The 17,711-nt window shown below is 71.0% G+C and carries 19 protein-coding genes and 1 pseudogene; 7 read left to right on the top strand and 13 right to left on the bottom strand.

Annotated elements, in window-relative coordinates; genetic code table 11:
• The first annotated feature begins 95 nt into the window (after positions 1 to 95).
• Complete coding sequence (locus tag LL648_RS41100) at positions 96 to 851, top strand: HNH endonuclease (protein ID WP_232668400.1); 756 nt, start codon at positions 96 to 98, stop codon at positions 849 to 851.
• Here the strand turns inward: LL648_RS41100 and LL648_RS41105 are convergent.
• From LL648_RS41105 to LL648_RS41125, 5 genes are all read right to left on the bottom strand, one after another.
• Complete coding sequence (locus LL648_RS41105; RefSeq protein ID WP_232668401.1) at positions 829 to 1,452, bottom strand: LysE family translocator; 624 nt, start codon at positions 1,450 to 1,452, stop codon at positions 829 to 831. The two genes, LL648_RS41100 and LL648_RS41105, sit on opposite strands and share 23 nt — an antisense overlap.
• A gap of 24 nt (positions 1,453 to 1,476) precedes the next feature.
• Entirely contained in the window at positions 1,477 to 2,226 is a 750-nt protein-coding gene (locus LL648_RS41110; RefSeq protein ID WP_232668402.1) for a GntR family transcriptional regulator, read from the bottom strand.
• 11 nt (positions 2,227 to 2,237) lie between these two features.
• Positions 2,238 to 3,710, bottom strand: coding sequence for an MFS transporter (locus LL648_RS41115; RefSeq protein ID WP_232668403.1), 1,473 nt, complete (start codon positions 3,708 to 3,710; stop codon positions 2,238 to 2,240).
• A gap of 83 nt (positions 3,711 to 3,793) precedes the next feature.
• A complete protein-coding gene (locus tag LL648_RS41120; RefSeq protein WP_374112192.1) occupies positions 3,794 to 4,390 on the bottom strand; it encodes a DinB family protein in 597 nt (198 codons plus the stop codon).
• 172 nt (positions 4,391 to 4,562) lie between these two features.
• Positions 4,563 to 4,985, bottom strand: coding sequence for a MarR family transcriptional regulator (locus LL648_RS41125; RefSeq protein WP_232668404.1), 423 nt, complete (start codon positions 4,983 to 4,985; stop codon positions 4,563 to 4,565).
• Between the two features lie 56 nt (positions 4,986 to 5,041).
• Here LL648_RS41125 and LL648_RS41130 point away from each other — a divergent pair.
• Positions 5,042 to 5,809: pseudogene (locus tag LL648_RS41130) on the top strand (alpha/beta fold hydrolase); the annotation flags it as partial.
• A 32-nt stretch (positions 5,810 to 5,841) separates the two neighbouring features.
• Here LL648_RS41130 and add read toward each other — a convergent pair.
• From add to LL648_RS41170, 8 genes are all read right to left on the bottom strand, one after another.
• Positions 5,842 to 6,798 (bottom strand): adenosine deaminase, encoded by a 957-nt coding sequence (add, locus tag LL648_RS41135; protein WP_232668405.1) that lies wholly within the window; start codon positions 6,796 to 6,798, stop codon positions 5,842 to 5,844.
• Positions 6,799 to 6,815: 17 nt separating this feature from the next.
• A complete protein-coding gene (locus LL648_RS41140; RefSeq protein ID WP_232668406.1) occupies positions 6,816 to 7,715 on the bottom strand; it encodes a dihydrodipicolinate synthase family protein in 900 nt (299 codons plus the stop codon).
• A complete protein-coding gene (locus tag LL648_RS41145; RefSeq protein ID WP_232668407.1) occupies positions 7,712 to 8,521 on the bottom strand; it encodes an enoyl-CoA hydratase-related protein in 810 nt (269 codons plus the stop codon). Before LL648_RS41145 ends, LL648_RS41140 begins: the two co-directional genes overlap by 4 nt.
• Positions 8,518 to 9,699, bottom strand: a complete 1,182-nt coding sequence (locus tag LL648_RS41150; RefSeq protein WP_232668408.1) for a CaiB/BaiF CoA transferase family protein — start codon at positions 9,697 to 9,699, stop codon at positions 8,518 to 8,520. The genes LL648_RS41145 and LL648_RS41150 overlap by 4 nt, the downstream gene beginning before the upstream one ends.
• Positions 9,696 to 11,048 carry an FAD-dependent oxidoreductase gene (locus LL648_RS41155; protein WP_232668409.1) on the bottom strand — a complete coding sequence of 451 codons (1,353 nt, stop codon included), beginning with the start codon at positions 11,046 to 11,048 and terminating at the stop codon, positions 9,696 to 9,698. The genes LL648_RS41150 and LL648_RS41155 overlap by 4 nt, the downstream gene beginning before the upstream one ends.
• A gap of 8 nt (positions 11,049 to 11,056) precedes the next feature.
• A complete protein-coding gene (locus LL648_RS41160) occupies positions 11,057 to 12,286 on the bottom strand; it encodes an MFS transporter (RefSeq protein WP_232668410.1) in 1,230 nt (409 codons plus the stop codon).
• A 223-nt stretch (positions 12,287 to 12,509) separates the two neighbouring features.
• Complete coding sequence (locus tag LL648_RS41165; RefSeq protein WP_232668411.1) at positions 12,510 to 13,118, bottom strand: helix-turn-helix domain-containing protein; 609 nt, start codon at positions 13,116 to 13,118, stop codon at positions 12,510 to 12,512.
• Positions 13,119 to 13,216: 98 nt separating this feature from the next.
• Positions 13,217 to 13,684 (bottom strand): MarR family winged helix-turn-helix transcriptional regulator, encoded by a 468-nt coding sequence (locus LL648_RS41170; RefSeq protein ID WP_232668412.1) that lies wholly within the window; start codon positions 13,682 to 13,684, stop codon positions 13,217 to 13,219.
• A gap of 73 nt (positions 13,685 to 13,757) precedes the next feature.
• Between LL648_RS41170 and LL648_RS41175 the strand changes: the two genes are divergently transcribed.
• The 5 genes from LL648_RS41175 to LL648_RS41195 all read left to right on the top strand — a co-directional run bounded on the left by LL648_RS41175 (position 13,758) and on the right by LL648_RS41195 (position 17,710).
• Complete coding sequence (locus LL648_RS41175; RefSeq protein ID WP_232668413.1) at positions 13,758 to 14,126, top strand: antibiotic biosynthesis monooxygenase family protein; 369 nt, start codon at positions 13,758 to 13,760, stop codon at positions 14,124 to 14,126.
• A gap of 189 nt (positions 14,127 to 14,315) precedes the next feature.
• Entirely contained in the window at positions 14,316 to 16,349 is a 2,034-nt protein-coding gene (locus tag LL648_RS41180; RefSeq protein ID WP_232668414.1) for a sensor histidine kinase, read from the top strand.
• Positions 16,346 to 16,744 carry a roadblock/LC7 domain-containing protein gene (locus LL648_RS41185; RefSeq protein ID WP_232668415.1) on the top strand — a complete coding sequence of 133 codons (399 nt, stop codon included), beginning with the start codon at positions 16,346 to 16,348 and terminating at the stop codon, positions 16,742 to 16,744. The genes LL648_RS41180 and LL648_RS41185 overlap by 4 nt, the downstream gene beginning before the upstream one ends.
• Complete coding sequence (locus LL648_RS41190; protein WP_232668416.1) at positions 16,741 to 17,148, top strand: DUF742 domain-containing protein; 408 nt, start codon at positions 16,741 to 16,743, stop codon at positions 17,146 to 17,148. Before LL648_RS41185 ends, LL648_RS41190 begins: the two co-directional genes overlap by 4 nt.
• Positions 17,138 to 17,710 carry a GTP-binding protein gene (locus LL648_RS41195; protein ID WP_232668417.1) on the top strand — a complete coding sequence of 191 codons (573 nt, stop codon included), beginning with the start codon at positions 17,138 to 17,140 and terminating at the stop codon, positions 17,708 to 17,710. The genes LL648_RS41190 and LL648_RS41195 overlap by 11 nt, the downstream gene beginning before the upstream one ends.
• Position 17,711: the final 1 nt, after the last annotated feature.

The raw sequence follows: 17,711 nt of genomic DNA on the forward strand, positions 1-17,711 counted from the left end.
TCAAAGACTGGACTGATCTCCAGCAAGTCGCATAATCGAAACAAATTCAAGCGGTCCGAAATTTGCGTAGCAGATCAATGGAACTGGTACGACGGATGGACCAGGACGGACCCGAACCCGACGACGGACCCGACTCCGAGGTCAACGAGCTCACCATCAACCCACACCCAGACCGGCCAGGAGGCGTGATCAAGGGCCGGTTCGACAACGCGGTCCTGTTCGCCACCATCGCCACCCTGATCGACGCGAAGTCGAAACCGGCGGGATCGGATGACCAGCGCAGCAGCAAACAGCGCCAAGCCGAAGCCCTCGCCGACGTCTGCGGGTACGTCCTCGACCACGGCGACGTCCCGCGGTCCGGCGGGCACCGGCCACATCTCAACGTGCACATCCCGCTCGCCGAGCTGGAAACCCGGGTCCGGACCGCAATACTGGACTTCGGCGGCCACATCACCACCAAAGACCTCCGCCAACTCGCCTGCAACGCCGCAGTCATCCCCATCGTCATGAACAGCGACAGCCAACCCCTCGACATCGGCCGCCTCTCCCGGGTGATTCCTGACGGAATGCGACGAGCCGTGGCCGCCCGTGACCGCGGATGCGCACGGTGCGGCCGCCCGGCGAGTTGGTGCGACATCCACCACATCATCGAATGGCAGAACGGTGGAACAACCGAAATCAACAATCTGGTGATGCTTTGCCGGATGCATCACCGGGAAATACATGCCACTGAATGGATCGTCCGGATGGTCGACGGGTTTCCCGAATTCATCCCGCCCAGGTACGTCGATCCGGATCAAGTCCCGCGCCGAAGACCGCACCATCGCCTCACGGCACAGCTGCGACCCTGACTCCGAGCGCTACGAGCACCGTGCCCGTGACCGCCTCCAGCCTGCGGCGCACCGTCGGCCGGCGGAACAGGCCGCCCGCGCGGGCGACGCCCGCGGCGAGCGCGGTGAGGAGCACGGTCTCGATCGCGACCTGCACGAGCGCGAGCGCCGCTGTGGTCGCGAACAGCGGGCGGTCGGCGGGCACGAACTGCGGGTAGAACGCGATCATGAAGATCGCCGCCTTCGGGTTGGCGAGGGAGACGACGAGCGCCTCGCCGAAGCCCTTCCACCACCGCAACGTCGGCGCCGTCACCTCGACGTCGGCCGTGCCGCCCCGCCATGCGGCCAGCAGCGCCTTACCGCCGAGGTAGAGCAGCACCACCGTGCCGACCACCCGCAGCACCACGAACGCCACCTCGGACACCGCGACCATCGCGGCGAACCCGGCCGCGGCCAGCAACGCCCACAGGTACAGCCCGACCTCCAGGCCGACGATCGTCGGCAACGTGCCGCGCAACCCGCGCAACGCCGCCCGACGCAGGATCAGCGCCATCGCCGGGCCGGGCACCAACGTGATCAGGACGACCGCGACGACGAACGTCGACATCGACTCCAAGCTCACGACGCCACCTCCTCGTCCGGTCGATCAGGCGCGGCGGACGACCTCGAAGACGACGAAGTCGTCATCGACGTCGACGAGGGACACCGCCATCACCGCGCCGTCGGCGGCGTAGTGCCGCTCCAGCAACCGCGTGAACGCCTTTCCCGGTTCGACCGGCAGACGGGTCTGCTCGCCGTGGTTCACCACCGGGCGGATCTCGGCCACCGCATGCACGACCGGCTGCACCAGGTAGGAACGGGCGAAGTCGAACGCCGCCGGATCACCCGGCGAAGGGATCTTCGACTGGTCCCGCAGCCGGCTCCACGACACGACGTCCCGGATCCAGATCGCGAGATGCCCGTCGGCGAAGAACGACGTGTCGGTGACGAACGCCGGCTGTTCCGTCGACACGTCCGCGCCGAACGCGGCGACCACGTCGGCCGGCGGCTGCTCCATCCGCGTGTGCTCGGCCTCGACCCGGACCGTGTGCCCGCGCTCCTTGAGCAGCTCGGCGAAGCTCACCAGCCGCTGCAGCGCGAGCGCGGAACGGCGGACGTGGCTGTTGATCGTCGTCCCGATCGCCCGCCGCCGCGTGACGACACCCTCGTTCTCCAGGCTCTGCAACGCCGCCCGGATCGTGGTGCGGCTGACCCCGTACATGCCGGCCAGATCGCCCTCGTTCGGCAGCCGCTGCACGAACTTCTCCGACAGGATCGCCTCGAGGATCGCCTCGCGCACCCGTTCAGCGAGCGGTGCCGTGTCGAACTGCTGAACCAGCTGGTCAGGTGCGTCCATCGTCCGTCTCGTCACGTGCACGGGTCAGTCCTTCCAACCCGTGCGGCAACGCTACACACATCCGGCCGGGCTTCGGTGGACCGTAGCCGCAGCGCCAGGAACAACATCAGCAGGATGCCGACGGACGCCACGAACACCGCGGTCCGGATCCCGTACGCCGACGCGACCCGCAGCTGCTCACCGACCAGCCCGTGCGTGCCGGCGTTGGAGATCAGCACCAGCAGCCCCAACCCGATCACCGCACCCATCCCGGAGCCCGTCGACACGATGCTCGAAGCGACGCCCTGCTCCCTGGAGCCGACGCCGGTCGCGCCGGCGATGAACATCGCGGTGAACACCACGCCGTCGCCGACGCTCACCCCGATCAGCCCCGGGACGAGCGCGACGTAGGAGCTGTCGGGGGTCATGGCCAGCCCGAGCGCGACCGCGCCGAGCGCGCCGACGGCGAGCGCCGTAACAAGCGTCGGCATCAGCCCGAAGCTGGTGACGAACCGGCCGGCCAACGTCGAGCCGGCGACCACGAGCACCGTCGGCAGCAGGAACCCGAAACCGGTCTGCAGCGCGTCATACCCCTGGACGTCCTGCAGGTAGATCGACAGGAAGTACAGCAGGCACCCGAACGTCGCCGAGAACAACGCCGCGATCCCCGTCGCGAGCTGCAGAGTGCGGTTGGCCATGAGACGCGGCGGCAGCAGCGGGTCGCGGCTGCGCCGTTCGATCACCACGAACCCCGCCAGCAGCGGGAGCCCGACGGCCACGGCCCCGATGATCCACGGAGAGGTCCAGCCGAGCTCCGGTGCCTGCACGAGGGCGAACACCAGCAGGGTGACCGCGCCGGTCACCGACAGCGCGCCGGGCAGGTCGAACGAGCGGGCACGGTCGCGCGACGGATCTGCCGCGACCAGCACGAACACCAGCGCGATCGCCGCCACGACGAGCGGCACGTTCACGAAGAACACCGCCTCCCATCCGAACACGCGGGTCAGCACCCCGCCGAGCAGGACACCCGCCACCAGCCCGGCCGCGCCGGCGCCGCCCCAGATGCCCAGCGCCCGGTTGCGCTCCTGCCCTTCCGGGAACATCGTGTTGACCAGCGCCAATGTGCTGGGGAAGACCAGCGCTCCGCCCAACCCCTGCACGGCCCGCGCGACGAGCTGCACCTGCGGCCCGGTCGCCAACCCGCCCGCGGCCGATCCCACCGCGTAGAGGACGAGGCCGGCCACCAGCAACCGGCGCCGGCCCAACAGGTCGGCGGCCCGCCCGCCGAACAGCAGGAAGCCGCTCGACACGACGGCGTACGCGCTGATCACCATCTGCAGCGTCTGGGCGGAATAGCCCAGGTCACGGCCGATGTCGGGCAGCGCGACAACCACGATGTACTGGTCGAGCGACACGATCAACATCGCGAACGACAGCAGCCCCAACGCCGCTCCCCTGCGGTCCGGCGGACCGCACCCCTCGCCGCGAACCCCGTCGAACCGCATGATCCCCGCCTCCTTGGTCTTTAGTACTTTGTATGACCATAGAGTGGAAGCGGAAGAACTTCAACACCTGCCGATGTCAGCCGTCAGACCGGATCAGGCCGATATCGGTCGGCGGCCTGCCGCACCCGCTCGACATGGCGCTCCCACCACCGGGCGTCGCCGACGTCCTCGTGGTCGCGCACGACCCGCCCGTCGATCATCTCGCGGACGATGTCGGCGTGCCCGGCGTGCTGGGCGGTCTCGGCGACGACCCGCACGAGCAGCGACCCGAACGTCGTGCGCTGCCGCTCCTGCGGCCACCACGCGACGCTCGCCGGCGCGTCGAGCGGCAGCTGGTCGATCGACTCGTCCGAGTGCCGCCATGCCGTCCGGTACAGCTCGACGAGCTCCTCGCGGCTCTCGTCAGCGGTCGCCCACATGTCGGCGCTGTCCCAGATCGACTCGTCCTCGACCCACGGCAGCCGCACGGGCGCCGGTCGCCCGACGGAGTCGCCGAGGTAGCCGAACTCGACCCCGGCGAGGTGCTTCACCAGGCCGAGCAGGCTGGTCGCCGTCGGCGTCATCGGGCGGCGCACGTCGTACTCGGAGAGCCCGTCCAGCGCCCCGACCACACCGTTGCGCGCCTCCTGCAGGTACCGGTGGAGGTCGGCTGAGACACCCGCGCCACGAGTCAGGTCCACACCCCGACGCTAGTGCCCCGTCACGAAAGGTTCACCACGGAACTCGGGCGCCCAGTCGCCCGCTGGCGGCGTTGCCGCCCTTGCAAAGACGCCCGGTCTGAGCTGCGGACGGCGCCTTGCCAGCAGACGACTGGATCACCCGATTCCCGCGCCAACCTTCCGTGACGGGGCACTAGTGCCCCGGCGGGAGCTGCGCGCCCAGCAGGTCGATCGCGGCCAGCACGTCGGACAGGCGCGCCGGCCCCACCGCGGCGGCGATCACCTCGTCGACGCTGGTCGTGCGCACCTCGGCGACCCGGGCCGAGACAGTGGGCGCCTGCCGCACCCGGACCCGTCTGCGGTCGGCCGGGTCTGGCTCCACCACGACGGAACCGGCGTCGCGCAGCCGCGCCACCGCGTTCGACACCTGGCTCTGCGGCAGTCCGGTGCGTCGCACGATGTCCCCCACCGCGCTGTCGGGATGCTCGACGATGTCGCTGAGCACGATCAACACCGACCGGGTGCTCCCCGCGGGAGCGCCCTCCACCTGAGGCATGGCCGCCTCGCCGAGCCTCATCAGCGTCCTGCCGAGCAGGAACAGCTCCACCCCGTTCACCAGCACAAGATACATCTTGACAGATACATCTTTTTCGATGCATCGTTCTCGATATGATGATTGACGCGCCAGGCGCGAAGCTGCACGTCGAGCTCAACGGGAGCGGCCCGGTGCTGCTCATCGCGCAGAGCGGCGACGGCAACGCCAACCGATCCGACGACCTCGTCGCCGAGCTGACCAGCACGTTCACCGTCGTCACCTACGACAGGCGCGGCCAGACCCGCAGCCCGATCGCCGACCCCACCACCCCGGTCATGCCGCGCACGCACGCCGAGGACATCCACCACGTGCTGACGTCGGTCACCGACGAGCCCGCGTACGTCCTGGGCTGCAGCCTCGGCGCACTCTACGGCCTGCACCTGGCGAGCACCTATCCCGAGCAGGTGCGGCTGCTGATCGCGCACGACCCCGCAACACCCGCGCTGCTGCCCTCGCCGGACCGGGCCCGCGCACAGCGGATCTTCGACGACGTCGTCGCCACGTTCGAACGCGACGGCACGGGGCCCGCGCTGGCCGAGGTCGCCGCCGCCACCGGGATCAACCTCGCCACGATGGACGCGGAACCGGGCATCCAGCAGATCCCGATGGACGCCACCCGCACCGCGAACATCACCTTCTTCCTGGCCAAGGACCTGCCAGAGATGGGCCGCTCGACGTTCGGCCCGGCCGACGTCGCCGCGTTGCGCGCGCCCGTCGTCCCTGCCGCCGGAGTCGCGTCGGGCGGGGCGTGGAACCACAGGTGCACCGAGGAGCTGGCCCGCCTGCTCGACACGCCGATCATCGAGTTCCCGGGCGGGCACAACGGCAACCAGACACACCCGAAGGCCTTCGCCGCGCGCCTGCGCGAACTGCTGGATCAACCCCAGCGGCTCAGCGCAGCCAGCGCTGTGTCGCGGCGATCCGGCGGGCAGGAGCTTGCGGTGAGCGAGGTGTGCGCGATCCGGGCGACGTCGGCCGGGCCGAGCCCGAAGTGCTCGATCGCGAGCCGGTACTCGTCGACGACCGTGCGCCCGACGAACAGCGGGCAGTCGCTGCCGAGCGACACCGGGACGCCCGCGGCCAGCAGGCGCGGGAGCGGGTGCTCCGCCATCGAGCTGTAAACACTGAGCGCGATGTTCGACGACGGGCAGACGTCGAGGCAGATCGCCCGCTCCGCGAGCAGCTCGACCAGCCCCGGGTCCTCGATCGCACGGACGCCGTGGTTGATCCGCGCCGCCCCGAGCTCCTCGACGCACGCGCGGACGCTGCCCGGCCCGGCGCCCTCCCCCGCGTGCGGGAGCGCACGCAGGCCCGCGTCCCGGGCCCGGGCGAAGACGTCGGTGAACAGCGCCGCCGGGAACCCGGCCTCGTCGCCGGCCAGCCCCAACCCGACGACCCCGGCGTCGGCGTAGGCCGTTGCGAGCCGCAGGGAGCGCCCTGCGGCCTCCAGCGGCAGCCCGCGGTTGACGCCGATGATCACACCGGCGGCCGAAGCGGGGCCGGATCCGGCGGCGAACCCGTCGAGCACGGCCTCCAGCACGGCTTCGTCGTGCCCGAGCCGGCCGCCGTAGGTCGGTGGGACGAGGTGCACCTCCGACCAGACGACGCCCTGCGCGGCGGCGTCCTCGACCAGCTCGCGCGCGATCCGGCGGAGGTCGTCGAGGGTCTCGACGAGGTCGCGGGCCGACTCGTAGGTCCGGACGAACGCGGCCAGGTCCGGGTACGTCGAGGTGGGCGACCACTGCCGCCCGGACCGGTCCGCCAGCTCCGCGGCGGTGGCCGCGCGGATCGCGCCCTCGAAGTGCAGGTGCAGCTCGGCCTTGGGCAGCGTCACCAAGTCCGATGTGGAAATCATCGCGGCCCCGGCACGGCGGCCAGATGCCGGACGAGCTGCGGGCGCAGCGACTCGGGCATCGGGGCCGCCGGCGGGCGGACGGCCGGGTCGGCGATCAGTCCCCGCGCGTGCAGGCACTCCTTGCGGACCGCCAGCGCGATGCGTACCTGCTGCTCGAAGTTCACCAGCGGCAGGTAGGGCAGGAAGGCCTCGCGCGCTGCCGCGTACCCGCCGCTCCCCCAGGCCTCGACGCACGCCACCAGGCCCTCCGGGTAGGAGAAGCCGGTCATGGCGCCGGCCGCGCCCGCGGCCAGCTCGTCGAGCAGCCCGATGCCGCCCAGCCCGCCGAAGACCGGCACGTCCAGTGCGCCGGTGAGCGCGGCGATCGCCACCGGGGTCGGCGGCGCCTCGGCCTTGACGGCGGCGATGAACGGCAGTTCGCGCAGCGCGGCGACCAGCGCGCCAGCGCTGATCGACACCCCGCTGACGACCGGGTAGTCCTGCACGACGATCGGCGCGCCGGTCGCCTCGTGGATCGCGCCCAGGTGCGCCTGCAGCGTGTCCCGGTCGGTCGTGTTGACCTGCACCATCACGGCGGCGAGCCGGTCGCCGGCCGCCTCCCGCGCCGCCCGTGCCTCCTCGATCGCCGGGGCCGTGCCCAGCGCCGTCACACCGACGACGAGCGGGAGCGCGACCGCGTCGCGGACCGTCTCCACCACCGCCCGCCGCTCGTTGCCGTCCAGCCGGGCCGCCTCGCCGAACACTCCGAGCACGGTGAGCCCGACGGCGCCGATCGGCGCGTAGTGCGCCGCGAGCCGGGTCAGGCTCTCGCGGTCGACGGAGCGATCGCCCCCGGTGAACGGGGTGGCGACCACGCCCCAGACGCCCTGCTGCAGCGCTGTCACGGTCACCGTCACCGGCCCGGCCAAACCGGGGCCCGCTTCTCCTGGAACGCGCGCACCCCCTCCTTGCCGTCGGCGCTGTCGAGCGCCGCCATCAGCGCCGGCAGCCGCTGGTCGCGGGCCTCCCGCGCCGACATCTGCGCCGTCCGCTGCACCATCTGCTTCACCGCCCGCAGCGACGTCGGCGCGCACGCCAGCACGTCGGCCAGCCAGCGGTCGACGGCGGCGTCCAGCTCGGCGGCCGGGACCACCTCGTTGACCAGGCCCATCGCCTGCATCTCGGCCGCCTCCGCGCGGCGACCCGTGAGCAACATCCCCATCGCCTGAGTGTGCGGCACCCTGCGGACGAGCTGGAACACGCCACCGTCCAGCGGGATGCGGCCCACCCGCGGCTCGGTGAGCCCGAACCGGGCGTGCTCCGCGGCGATGACGATGTCACAGCCCAGCACCATCTCCATGCCGCCACCGAGCGCGTAGCCGTTCACCCGCGCGATCACCGGGACGTCCAGCGTGGTGCGCAGGCTCAGCCCGCCGAAACCGTTCGGGTCGAGGTCGGCCCAGTACTCCAGGCCGGTCTTCGCGATCGCGGCGGCGGACATGTCGGCGCCGACGCAGAACGCGCGCTCCCCACCACCGGTGACAACAACCGCGCGGACGTCCGGGTCGGCCTCGATCCGCTCCCAGATCTCCACGAGTCGCTCGTGCGTCGGCCCGTCGACCGCGTTGAGCACAGCAGGCCGGTTGATGGTCACGCGGGCGACGTGGTCGGCAACCTCGAACCGGACCTCGTCGACCGCGTCGCCGGGCGCTGCGTCCGTCATCGCAGCACCTTCGACTCGACCAGCGCCGCGACCGTGTCGGCGGCGTAGCCGTGCTCGGCGAGCACCTCCGCGTTGTGCTCGCCCAGCCGCGGCGGCACCCGCCGCACCTGCGCCGGCGTCGCGGACAGCCGGATCGGCGCGTCCAGCGCGCGGACGCGCCCGGCCGTGGGGTGCTGCATCTCCAGCACCATCTTGTTCACGGCGGTCTGCTCGTCGTCGAGCGCCTGTTCGAGGCTGCGCACCGGCGCGCACAGGATGTCCACCTCCTCCAGCCGCTTCACCCAGTGATCGCTGGAATTGGTGGCGAACCGCTCGCGGAAGATCGCCTGCAACTGCGGCCGGTGCTCGAACTGGTCGTCCAGCGTGGCGAACTCGGGCCGCTGCGACAGGTCCTCGTCCAGCTCCAGGGCCGCGGAGATGTCCCGCAACGGGTTCTCCTTGAACGCACCGACCATGCAGACCGCGCCGTCGGTGGTCTCGAAGACGCCGGAGAGCGGCATCGCCGCCCAGTTGATCTCCCGGCCGCGGTTGAGCTGCATGCACGCCTCCTGCATCTGCATGTGCAGCATCGAGTCGTACATCGTCACCTCCACCTTCTGCCCCTCACCGGACGTGCCGCGCGCGAGCAGCGCCAGCAGGATGCCCTGCATGAGGTGCATGCCGGTCGTGTAGTCGGCCAGGGTGGTCGGGTAGACCGAGAGCGGCACGTCCTGCGACTCCCGCCGCCACATAACCCCCGAGTAGGCCTGCGCGATCACGTCCTGACCGCCCTTGTGCGCGTACGGGCCGGCGGCACCGAACCCGGTGCCGGACGCCCAGATCACCCGCGGGTTCAGCTCGCGGCACGCGCCGTAGCCGAACCCGATCCGCTCCATCACCCCCGAGCGGAAGTTGCTGACCACCACGTCGGCGTCGCGGATGAGCCGGTGCACCACCGCCACCCCCTCCGGGGTGCGGGTGTCGACCGAGACGCTGCGCTTGTTGCGGTTGATCGAGAGGAAGATCGGGTTGTCCGGCCCGTCCGGGTCGCTGATCGACGACCTCGACAGGTCACCGACCCCGGGCCGCTCGATCTTGATGACGTCGGCGCCGTAGTCGCCCAGCAGCTGCGTGCAGCTCGGTCCCATGTAGACCTGGGTGAAGTCGACGACGGTCACTCCGGCGAGCGGTTGGGTCATGACGGAACCTCCACGGGGTCGGTGATCGTCGCGTTCGCTGCGGGCACGTCACCGGGGTCGGCGCCCTGCGCCCGCATCATGCGCTGGATCGCGGCCGCGTCCACGTCCCGGACGGTCCCACCGGCGTCGACGGCGAGCCCGGCCGCGATCCCTGCGGCCTGCCCCATCGCCATGCAAGGCGGGATCTCCCGCGAGATGCGCTGCGCGTCGGGGGTGGCCGAGTAGTGGCGCCCGGCGACCAGCAGCTGGTCGACGCCGCGCGGGAGCAGCGCGCGGTAGGGCGTGTAGTAGTCGCGGCCGCGGGCCACCGAGTCGGGGAAGTGCCGGCGGCTCGTGACGTCGTCCTTGGTGACGACGTACTCGCCGCGCAGCAGGCGGGTCTGGCGCACGCCCATCTGCTCGGCGACGTCGACGACGTAACAGCGTTCGAACCCCGGCAGGTGCTCCCGGATGTGGTCGACGACCGCCGCGATGCGCGCGCGGGCGTCGAACTCGGCCTCCGTGAGCGACTCCGGATCGGCGCCGTCGTAGCCGGTCATGTGCGGGCAGTTGCACCAGACGACACCGGGCAGCGGGGTCTTGAGCCACCACAGCTCCCACGCGCCGCCGAGCATCCGCTTGATCGTCCGGTTGATCGCGCGCGCCTCGCGCGGGTTGGCCTGCTCGAACCGCTCCGCGGCGACGGTGTCGACCCCGCCCAGCCGGAAGACCAGCGTGGTCAGGTAGCTGTCGCTCACGAAGTCGGCGCCGGCGCGGGAGGCGACGTCGATGTCGCCGGTGGTGTCGATGACGACGTCGCCGAGCACGGCCTGCGGGCCCTGCTTGGTCTCGCACACGACCCCGGCCAGCCGGTTGCCGTCGAGCACCGGTCGGGAGAACCACGAGTGCAGCCGCAGGTGCACGCCCGACTCGCGGACCAGGTCGTTCGACACCCGCTTCCAGCCGTCGGGGTCGAACGCGACGGCGTAGCAGATCGGTTTCGGGGTGATGTGCTGGTGGAAGTCGAAGACGCCGAACCGGCCCCAGCGGTTCCAGGTCTCCACCGAGGAGTACCGGTCCGACTCCGGCGGGTAGACCGCCAGCCCGATCTTGTCCAGGCGCTCGACGTACTCGGCGACGATCCCGGTGACCGAAACCTCCGAGCCGTTCACCATGTCGTCGAGCACGAGCACCATGCCGCCGGACGCCAGCCCGCCCAGCGCGGCGTAGCGCTCCAGCAGCGTGACGCTCGCGCCGGTGCGCGCCGCGGCCACGGCCGCGCTCACCCCGGCCGGCCCGCCGCCGACCACAACGACGTCGGAGCGGCGCACGACCGGATCGGACAGCTCGGACAGACGGGTCAGCTGCATCGTGTTCCTCATTCACCCGCGAAGGTGCCGTCGCGGCGGCGGGCCGCCGCGTACAGCACCACACTGACAAGGGACAGGCCCGCGGCGTAGGCGGGGAAGATCCAGTCGAGATCGCGCTGCTGCAGCCATACCAGCAGGTAGGAGGCGGTGCCGCCGAACAGGGCGACCGCCACCCCGTAGCCGAGGGCCACGCCGGTCGCCCGGCAGGCCTTCGGCATCAGCGACGTCGCGACGACGTTGTAGAGCGTCATGTTCAGCACCAGCACGAGCGAGCCGCCGATCAGCACCGCGGCGAACCCGGCGATGCCCGGCCGGTCGTAGAGCAGCATCAGGAACACCGACGGCACGGCGAGCAGCCGCGTCACCAGGAACGTGCGCGAGAGCTTGTACCGGTCGGCCAGCGCCCCGGTGATCAACGATCCGATCAGCAGCACCACGCCGAGCACGGTGGCGAGCGCGAAGACGGCCGTCGGGTCCTCGCCGTACGTGCTGCGGGCGAGGTTGGGCAGCCCGACGTTCCACGCGTAGTTGTAGGCCTGCGCGGCGCCGACGACGAACACGATGGCGAGCAGCCCGAGCCAGTGCTTGCGCACACCGCGGGCCACCGACCCCGACGACGAGTCGGCGCGCTCTTCGTCGTGCAGGGTCTCCGGCAGCGCACGGCGCAGCCAGATCACCAGCACGCCGAGCGCCGCGCCGATGATGAACGGGACCCGCCAGCCCCACTCCTGCATCGCGTCGCCGCCGATCAGCCAGCTGGTCGCGAAGCTGACCAGCGACGCGAGCAGGATGCCCAGGTTGACGAAGAAGCTGATGTACCCCGCGGCGCGACCCTCGCGGCCGGCCGGGTTGAGCTCCACGGCGTACGACGTCGACAGCGGGGCCTCGATGCCCGTCGACACCCCCTGCAGCAACCGGCAGACGACCAGCACGACGCCGGCCCAGACGCCGATCGCGCCGTAGGTCGGCGTCAGCGCGATCACCAGCGTGGTGACGGCCATCAGCGCGACCGAGCCGAGCATCACCCGGCGGCGGCCGACCAGGTCGGCCATCACGCCGAAGAGCACGCCGCCCAGCGGGCGCACCGCGAACCCGACCGCGAACACGGCCAGTGCGCTCAGCGTGGCCGAAACCGGATCCTGCGAGGGGAAGAAGTGCGGCCCGAGGTACGCCGAGAGCAGCCCGAAGACCATCCAGTCGTACCACTCGAGGGTGTTGCCGAGCCCGAGCCCGAGCATGCCCCGGCGGGTTGTCGAGGTGACGCGGGTGGGGTCCGGTGGGGCGGTAGCAGAAGGGGAATGGGGTGACGGGGAATGGGATGTCGCAGTCATGGTGTTCGCCTTTGAAGCCATGGACGCGCTCAGCGCGTCGGACACGGGGCACCCACCGCATGCCGCGGCACGCCGGTGGCGTGCGCGAACGTGATCCGGTCGGCCTCCGGACGATGGTCCGGGCCGATCGTCACCAGGTGGGCGGAGTGATCACCCAGACAGCCGTGCAGATCTCGTCGCCGGGGTTGGCGTACCAGTGCGGTGTGGTGGAGGGGTACCGGATCGAGTCGCCAGGGCCGAGCTCGTGCCGCTTCCCGTCCAGGTAGACGTCCTTGCGCCCGGACAGGACCAACCCGAACTCCTCGCCCTGGTGGCGGTAGGGGTTCGCGCTCGAGTCGTACCCGGGCGGGGTCTCCACCCAGGTCGCTTCCAGCGCGCCGGTGAGGTCGGGCGTGAGCAGCTCGAAACGGCCACCGTCGTCGGCCACGATGCCGTGGCCGTCCAACCGGCGCCGCTCCGACCTGCGGACCACCGGCGAACGGTTCCGGTCGGAGACCTGGAACAGCCCTCCCACCGGGATCCCGAGGCCGTGCGCGAGCTGCACGAGCGTGCCGAACGACGGGTTGGCCAGCCCGCGCTCGATCTGGCTGACGATCCCCGTGCTCAACCCGGACAGCTCGGCGAGCCGCTCCAGCGTGAGGCCGGCTTCCTTGCGGAGGCCACGGACCTGGTTGCCGACCTCGCCCAGCATCGCGGCAACGGGCAGGTCCTGCCCAGCGCCAGCATCGCGGTCAGCCATCGGGTGCCCTCCAACGTCGAGCTGGCTTCAGAATACTGAACGTCTTCATCGACGCAAGGCCTAGACGAACATCATGTTGAAGTTCTTCACTCTTCTACTTAGCGACGGGGCGCGCGGCGATGCAGTTGCGGGTGCACCCCGGCCGGGAGCTGGGTGTGGGCGGCGAGCCGGCGCAGCATCGCGATCAGGGTCTCCAGCTCGGCCGCGTCCAGCGGCGCCATCACATCGGCCTCGAGCTCGTCGACAACACCGACGGCGGCCGCGAGCACCGCGCGCGCACCGTCGGTGAGGTGGACGGCATGCGCCCGGCGGTCGAGCGGGTGCCGCTCCCGCCTGACCAGGTCCTGGGCTTCGAGGGCGTCGACGATTCCGACCATCACGTTGCGGTGGATGCCGAGCAGGTCGGCGAGCTCCTGCTGGCTGCGCCCGTCGACGCGCGCGAGGTGCGCGAGCACGCCGAACTGCGCCGGCTGCAGCCCGAGCGGGGCCAGCTGCTCGGCGAACCGGTCGGCCACGTGGTAGCCGAGCTGGGACAGCAGGAACGTGGCCCGATCATCCAGGTGCACGCCGGGAAGATAGCACGATCACAATACTGTCATCCGTCGTGACAATCACAAGTCGGGCGCATATGGTCGTGGCATGACACGATCCGTTAACATCAAGCCCGCCGGCGTCGAGGGCCCCATCACCCTCGTCAACGCCATCTCCGTCCCGATGTCGCAGGGCGAGCGGTTCCTCCAGCGTTGGCGGGCCAACGCGCAGCACATGGCGGACGCCCCCGGGCTGATCAAGGCCCGCATGATGCGCGCCGTCCACGACGAGGCCGAGATCACCTTCGTCAACGTCGCGGACTGGGCGAGCGGGCCCGAGTTCGACGCCGCCCACCGCAACCCGGGCTGGCTCGCCGCGGTCCAGGCGTTGCTGGACGACCCGCAGCTCGACGTCGTCGCCCGCCCAATGGCCTACCAGGTCCAGATCGAGGTGACCCCGGGCAGCAAGCTGCTCTGAGCTGGGACCGACCAGCCGACGAAGCCGACTGCAGCGGCTTCGTCCGGCTCCGCTCACCCGCTGGATCCTTCAAACACCGCAGGAATCGCCGGCGCAGACCGGCTGCACCATTCGGCCGCGCGGTCATTCGACTGTCCTGCCGACACCGCCGACTTTCGCGTAATCGACCCTTTACGGGGCGTCACATCGGTGTATCGTTCGCGTCCTCGCAAGTCGGCTCCCCCAGACCGACCCCGGATGTGGGCCGGTAGAAATGGTGCGAGAAAGATGTGGCGAAAGTTGCTCGACACGCTGCCCCGGGGATACACGCTCGACGAACCCGACTGGCAGCGCCGGCACCGACTGATGCTGTGGCTGCTGGCGATCCACCTGCCGGCGCTCGCAGTGTTCGCCGCAGCGCTCGGACACTCCCCGCTGACGATCGTATCCGCGCTGGTCATACCAGGCGCCTGCGTTCGATTGGGCTGGCAGCTGCGCTGGCATCGGCGGACCGCCTCGGTGACCGTCACCTGCGGTCTCGTCTACTGCTCGACGGCGCTGGTCGTGTTCAGCAAGGGCGTCATCGAGGCCCATTTCCACTTCTTCATCATCATCGGCTTCATCGCGCTCTACCAGGACTGGGCGCCGTTCCTGTTCAACATCCTCTTCACCGTGATCAGCCATGGATTTGGTTCGGTCTGGGGTGACGACCTGATCTTCGGAACGTCTCCCGGCCAGGCAGATCCGTGGTTGTGGTCGTTGATCCACGGAATTGCGGTGCTCTTCGCCTGCGTCGGGATGATGTTGTTCTGGCGGGTCACCGAAGATTCACAGCACGAAAAGGACGTGCTCTCCGGCCGGCTCGCCGACGCCCAGCTGTCGCAGCGGCTCGCGGAGGCCGAGACCGACCGCCAGCGGTTCACGTCCGAGCTGCTGACCAACCTGGCGCGCCGCAACCAGAGCCTGCTCTACCGCCAGCTGGACATCATCAACCAGCTCGAGAACTCCGAGCAGGACCCGGACGCGCTCGCCGAGCTGTTCGCCATCGACCACCTCGCGACGAGGGTGCGGCGCAACGCCGAGAACCTGCTGGTGCTCTCCGGCGAACAGCCGCCGCGGACGTGGAGCGAGCCGGTGCCGCTGCGGGACGTGCTTCGCGCGGCCATCGCCGAGACCGAGTACCTGCGCCGGGTCGTCTTCACCGTCGACGAGCGGCCGGCCGTGCTCGGGCACAGCGTCACCGACCTGACCCACCTGATCGCCGAGCTGACCGAGAACGCCGTCCGCTTCTCCGCACCCGACACCGCCGTCACGATCCGCGCCCGGCCGGCCGCGCCCTCGATCGGCGGTTACGTCCTGTCGATCGAGGACTGGGGCGTCGGGATGAAGCCGGACGAGCTGGCGGCGGCGAACGCCCTGCTGGCCGACCCGCCCGAGGTGGATCTCTCGGTCTCGCAGCGGCTCGGGTTCCACGTCGTGGCCCGCTTGGCGGCCCGGCACCGGGTCCGGGTCTCGCTCGGGCCCACCCCCGGTTCCGGGGTCACCGCGGTGATCATCTTGCCCGGCACGCTGTTCGTCGACGCCGGCGCGATCGGCGCGATCTCCGTGGCCTCGGGCCGCGGCCTGACCGGCGACGACACCGCGCCCGCGCGGGTCGTCGACAGCGAGCTGGTGCGGGCCGCCCTGTCGCAATCGGCCCTCTCGCAATCGGCCCTCTCGCAATCGGCCCTCTCGCAATCGGCCCTCTCGCAATCGGCACTGTCGCAATCGGCACTGTCGCAACCGGCGCGGGTCGAGCCGGTGGATAGGCGGCAGGCACACGAGGAGCAGTGGCCCGGCTGGTGGGAGCCGCAGCGCGAAGCGGCCGGTGCGGCGGCGGAAGGCTTCGGTCCGATCCCGCAGCAGCGGTCGGCGGAACCCGCCGCACCCACCGCTCCCCCGCGGCCCGCGCCGAGCAGCCCGAACGGCGGACCCGGCGGCCTGAGCCGGCGGGTCCCGCAGAGCCACCTGAAGCCCGAGCTGCGCCGGCCGGTCCGTCTCGACGACGTCGCTCCTCCGTCCGCCCCGCCGTCGGCCCTGCCATCAGCACTGCCTTCAGCACTGCCTTCAGCACTGCCGGCCGATGTCGTGCCGGACGCGGTCAGCGCGCTCTCGCGGTACCAGGCGAGCCGGGCGGCCGCCCAGGCCGACGTCGCCCAGGCCGAAATCGCCCAGGCCGAGGTGGACAGCGGAGGTCATCGATGACGGAACGCTCGCTCGACTGGCTGTTGGTGGAGTTCGTGCGGGACACCCCCGGGGTGGTGAACGCCGTGGTGGTCTCGGCCGACGGGCTGCGGCTGGCCGCGTCGCCCGGCATGACCGACGCGCTGGCGGACCCGCTGGCCGCCGCCGCGTCCGGGCTGGTCAGCCTCGGTCGGGGCACCGCGTACCTGCTGGGGGCCGGGCCCGTCACCCAGACCATTCTCGAGATGGCCGAGGGCTACCTGTTCGTCTCGGCCATGGAGCAGGGCGCGATCCTCGCGGTGCACGCCGGGCGGCGTTGCGACATCGGCATGGTCGGCTACGAGATGACGATGCTCGCCGCCCGGGTCGGCCACGCACTCGCGCCGGCGGCCCGCATCGGGACGGCCGCCACGTGAGTCAGGAGTGGGCGGGCTGGGACGGGGTTCCGGCCCGCCATCGCGCGTCGGACGCGACCGACGAGCGCGGCGGCCGGGTCGTCCCGGTCTACGCGGTGACCGGCGGGCGGACCCGCTCGGTCGGGCGGGACCTGCCCGTCGAGACGCTCGTGACGGCCACCGACCGCCGCACCGACGAGCTGGAGCGCGAGTACCGCGTGATCGTCGATCTGGCGGTGCGCCCGGTGTCGCTGGTCGAGATCGGGGCCGACCTGGCCATACCCGTCGGGGTCGTGAGGGTGCTGGTGGGCGATCTCGCCGACTCCGGCTACCTCGTGGTGCACGCCCCGCCGCCCACCACCGCGGGCGGCGGTCCACCGGTCGAGCTCCTGACCAGGTTGTTGGAGGGCCTCCGTGCGCGCTGAGCAGCGTCCGATCCCACTCAAGATCGTCGTGGCAGGAGGGTTCGGGGTCGGCAAGACGACGCTGGTCAGCGCGCTGTCGGAGATCCCGCCGCTGCTGACGGAGGAGACCATGACAACGGCGTCGATCGGCGTCGACGACATCTCGACGGTCCCCGACAAGACGACAACGACCGTCGCGATGGACTTCGGTCGCATCACGGTCGACGACACGCTGATCCTCTACCTGTTCGGGACGCCGGGGCAGGACCGGTTCTGGTTCATGTGGGACGAGCTGTCGCGCGGGTCCGTGGGCGCGGTCGTGCTGGTCGACCTGCGCCGGATCGACGACTGCTTCCCCGCGGTCGACTACTTCGAGAACCGCGGGCTGCCGTTCGTCGTCGCGGTGAACGGGTTCCCCGGCTCCGATGCGTTCGGCACCGACGCCGTGCGCGACGCGCTGGCGCTGCCCGCCGAGACCCCGATCGTGCGGATGGACGCGCGATCGGCGGACTCGTGCCTGGCGACGCTGGTGGAGCTGGTCGAGCACACCGTGCAGCGGGCGACCGCATCAGCTGCACGCTGAC

The organism is Pseudonocardia sp. TRM90224 (assembly GCF_021245725.1).
In the GTDB taxonomy this organism is placed as follows: domain Bacteria; phylum Actinomycetota; class Actinomycetes; order Mycobacteriales; family Pseudonocardiaceae; genus Pseudonocardia.